The sequence below is a fragment of the Streptomyces marinisediminis genome, from assembly GCF_026262575.1.
In the GTDB taxonomy this organism is placed as follows: Bacteria; Actinomycetota; Actinomycetes; order Streptomycetales; family Streptomycetaceae; genus Streptomyces; species Streptomyces marinisediminis.
Genome location: NZ_JAPKFL010000066.1, coordinates 1 through 3,467, shown reverse-complemented (window position 1 = coordinate 3,467; position 3,467 = coordinate 1). Strand labels below are relative to the sequence as shown.

The following is a 3,467-nucleotide window of genomic DNA, read 5'->3' as shown; positions in this document are numbered from 1 at the left end:
CCACGAGAGCCCCTGGAACCCAACGAGCCACCGCCCGCCCCCCCGCCCTGTCGACGCCTGCCGGAGCCCCGCGGTCGTCGACGGGGCGGCCGGGACGACCACCTGCGGTGTGCCGGGTCGCCGTCAGTGGCCGGACGCCAGTGGCGGTAGGCCGGCCCGGAGTGTCTCGCTGGTCCGAGCTTCGCCGAACGATCGGTACGCACGAACTGGCCCGGGGGCTACTGACGTGCGGCGGAAGGCGGCCGTCGAAGAAGACGCCGACGGCGCTGAGGGCTGTCTCCGGTGCATGGTCCAACGGGCCTGGCCCCTGCCTGCCGCCGGCAGCACGACCAGCACCAGCAGCCCGGCCCCGCCCCCTTCCCGGGAGCGCACCCCCGACACCTACCACCGCACCGGCGACGCAGCGCGCTCACCGCACCGCACCGCGCGGCGGCCCGTGACGCCCTGCCCTGCGGGCTGCCGCGCCGGCGCGCGCCATCGGGCGCACCGACACCGGGACACGCACACGGAGCGGGGCAGGGGCGGATGCGGCGCGCTGAGCGCACCAAGGTCGGTGAGACGTTCGAAAACTGAGCGCCCCGCACGCCCCGAAGCACGCGGGACCCGGCATGCCTGAGCACGCGGGGCACGTCTGCGCGTACGGTCGACCCGCTCCTTCCGTCCAGGAAGCCCCCACCTCGTTCGCGGGCGCCCCCGGGAGGAGCGCGGGTGGCTTCAGCGCTGCTCGGCCCGCGCGGTCGTCGACTCCGGCTCGTCACCCCGGCCGCTGTGCTGGTTCAGCACGCGCAACGCGTCCGCGGAGGTCGCGTCGTTGGGGGTGTAGAGCTCGACGCGGTGGTCGGGGCTGTCGGGCTGGAGCCACACCTGGTAGTCCACGCTCACCGCCCCGACGGTGGGGTGCTGCAGGTGCATGGCCCCCGTCGTGCAGTCGGAGACGTCGCCCGTCGCCCACATCGCGCCGAAGTCCGCGCTGTGCATGGTGAGTTCGCCGATCAGCCCGGCGAGCCGGGCGTCCGTGGGGTAGCGGCCCGCGGTGAGGCGCAGATAGGCGACGTGGACCTTGGCGAGATCCGGCCAGTTGCGGTACATCTCGCGGGTGTGCGGGTCGAGGAAGAACATCCTCGGGATCGACGGCCGCCCCTTTGGATCTCGGGGCGCCTCGAAGGGGATGTGCTCGGCGACCAGCGCGTGCCCGGTGCGGTTCCACGCGAGGACGTCGCCGCGCCTGCCGAGCACCACCGCGGGCGTGGCCTCGCCCAGTGACTCCAGGAGGGTCAGCACCCGCGGGTGGGGCTCCTCGCGGGGCGGTTCGCCCAGACCGGGCTTCACCGACTGCCGGGCGAGGTTGTGCAGGTGGACGGTCTCCACCTGGTCGAGCCGGAGCACCCGGGCGAGCGCGTCGAGCACCTGCTCGGAGGCGGTCTCGGCCTGCCCCTGCTCCAGACGCGTGTAGTACCCCGCGCTCACCCCCGCGAGCTGGGCGAGCTCTTCCCGTCTGAGGCCGGAGACCCGGCGGGAGGTGCCGTAGGTCAGCAGACCGATCTCAGCCGGAGTGACCCGGTCACGACGGCTCTTGAGGAACGTCCCGAGGCTCTCCATGTATGCGAGCGTACGGGGCCCGCCCGCTCCGTGGGTGTACCTGTCGGGTGTACCCACGCCAGGGGCATGGCTGCCGGCCACGCCGTGCCCGAGTGTCGGCACCATGACTCGACAGCACGCGCACACCGCACCCCGGCTGCGGGCCTGGCTCGGGCTCGCGGTGGTCCTCGGCCCGGTCCTCCTCGTCTCCATGGACGGATCGATCCTGTTCCTGGCGATGCCCCGGATCAGCCAGGTCCTCTCGCCCACCGCCGACCAGGCACTGTGGATCCTGGACGTCTACGGCTTCGCCGTCGGCTCCCTGCTGGTCGCCTTCGGCAGCATCGGCGACCGCTACGGCCGGCTGCGGCTCTTGATGATCGGCGCGACCGTGTTCGGACTCGGCTCGGCCGGGGCCGCGTTCGCGCCGACCCCCGAACTCCTCATCGCCTGCCGGGCGCTCATGGGCGTGGCGGGCGCGACCCTGCTGCCCTCGGCGCTGGCCGTACTGAGCGAGCTGTTCCCCGACTCCCGGCGCCGGGCCCAGGCCATCGGCATCTTCGCCGCTGCTTTCGCGACCGGTTTCGCCATCGGCCCGGTCGTCGGCGGCGTCCTCCTGGGCCAGTTCTGGTGGGGTTCGGTCTTCCTGGTCAACCTCCCCGTCATCATCGGGTTCCTGGTGTTCGCACCGGTCCTTCTCCGCGAGGTCCGGCCGGGCGGGACGGGCCGCGTCGACCCGCTCAGCGTCCTGGCCTCCGCCGGGGGCCTGCTGCTCACGATCTACGCGATCAAGCACCTGGCCGCCGACGGCATCTCGGCCCTTCCGATCACCACGCTGATCGTCGGCATCGCCGTACTGGCCTACTTCGTCGTGCGCCAGCGGCACCTGGACAGCCCGCTCATCGACTTCTCCCTCTTCCACGACCGCGTCTTCACCATCGCCGTCATCACGGGGCTGCTGCCCCTGGCCGCGTGGTCGGCGGCGGCGTTCCTCTCCGCCACCTACCTCCAGTCCGTACTGGACCTGAGCGTCCTGCACGCGGCACTCCTGGCCCTCCCGGGCGCGGCGGCCCTCACCATCTCCTGCATCGTCACCCCGGCCGTCGTCGAACGCGTCGGCAAGCGGACCGCGCTCCTCGTCTGCCACTTCTCCATCGCGGGCGGCCTGTTGCTGCTGCTCCCCACCACGGTCACCGGCGGGGTCGGCTGGTACATCGCCTCGACCGTGACCGCCGGACTCGGATACGGCATCTCCTTCGCCGTCGTCGCGGACACCGCGGTCGGCGCGGTCCCCGCGGAGCGGGCGGGCTCGGCCGGCGCGATCGCCGAGACCAGCAACGAGATCGGCAACGCCCTCGGCATCGCGGTCCTCGGCTCGCTCGCCGCGCTGCTCTTCCGCCTCCAGGGCCCGGACCTCGCCCCCACCCTCGACGAGACCCTCCAGTTGCCCTCCCTGCTGCCGTCCGTGATCCAGGACGCGAAGTCCGCGTTCGTCACCGGGCTGCACGTCGTCGTGGTCGCGGCGAGCCTTCTGCACGCCGCCCTCGGAACGGTCGCCCTGCGCTGGCTCCCCAGGCCGGCACCGCAGGAGCAGACCACCGAGGTCCGGGAGCAGCCCGCGCAGGAGCGCAGGGAAGAGCAAGCCGTAGCGGGACGGGGCTGACGGGAGAGCCTGGCGACGCGTCGCCGCCGGGAAGGGAGGATCTCCCTGCCCCGTCGCACCGCACACCGTCCCCACGTGGCGGACCGGTGCGCTGGGTGCCGGTTCTTCCCGCACCGCCGGTGCGCGCACCGGACAGCGGAGCACGGCACCGCGCGCAGCACCGGGCGGGTGGGGGTGCACCGGCACCCCCACCTGGCGCGCGCACCTTCCGGGTGGGGGTGCGGTG

General features: G+C 73.3%; 2 protein-coding genes. One reads left to right on the top strand and one right to left on the bottom strand.

Features of this window, described 5'->3' with window-relative positions; translation table 11 throughout:
* Positions 1–714: 714 nt before the first annotated feature.
* Entirely contained in the window at positions 715–1,599 is an 885-nt protein-coding gene (locus OSB71_RS24010) for a helix-turn-helix transcriptional regulator (RefSeq protein WP_265950910.1), read from the bottom strand.
* Between the two features lie 103 nt (positions 1,600–1,702).
* Between OSB71_RS24010 and OSB71_RS24005 the strand changes: the two genes are divergently transcribed.
* A complete protein-coding gene (locus OSB71_RS24005; protein WP_265950909.1) occupies positions 1,703–3,241 on the top strand; it encodes an MFS transporter in 1,539 nt (512 codons plus the stop codon).
* Positions 3,242–3,467: the final 226 nt, after the last annotated feature.

What these genes read in the sequence shown, in the direction of transcription:
- OSB71_RS24010 (WP_265950910.1), bottom strand. Translation starts at nt 1,599, where the DNA reads ATGGAGAGCCTCGGGACGTTCCTCAAGAGCCGTCGTGACCGGGTCACT.
- OSB71_RS24005 (WP_265950909.1), top strand. Translation starts at nt 1,703, where the DNA reads ATGACTCGACAGCACGCGCACACCGCACCCCGGCTGCGGGCCTGGCTC.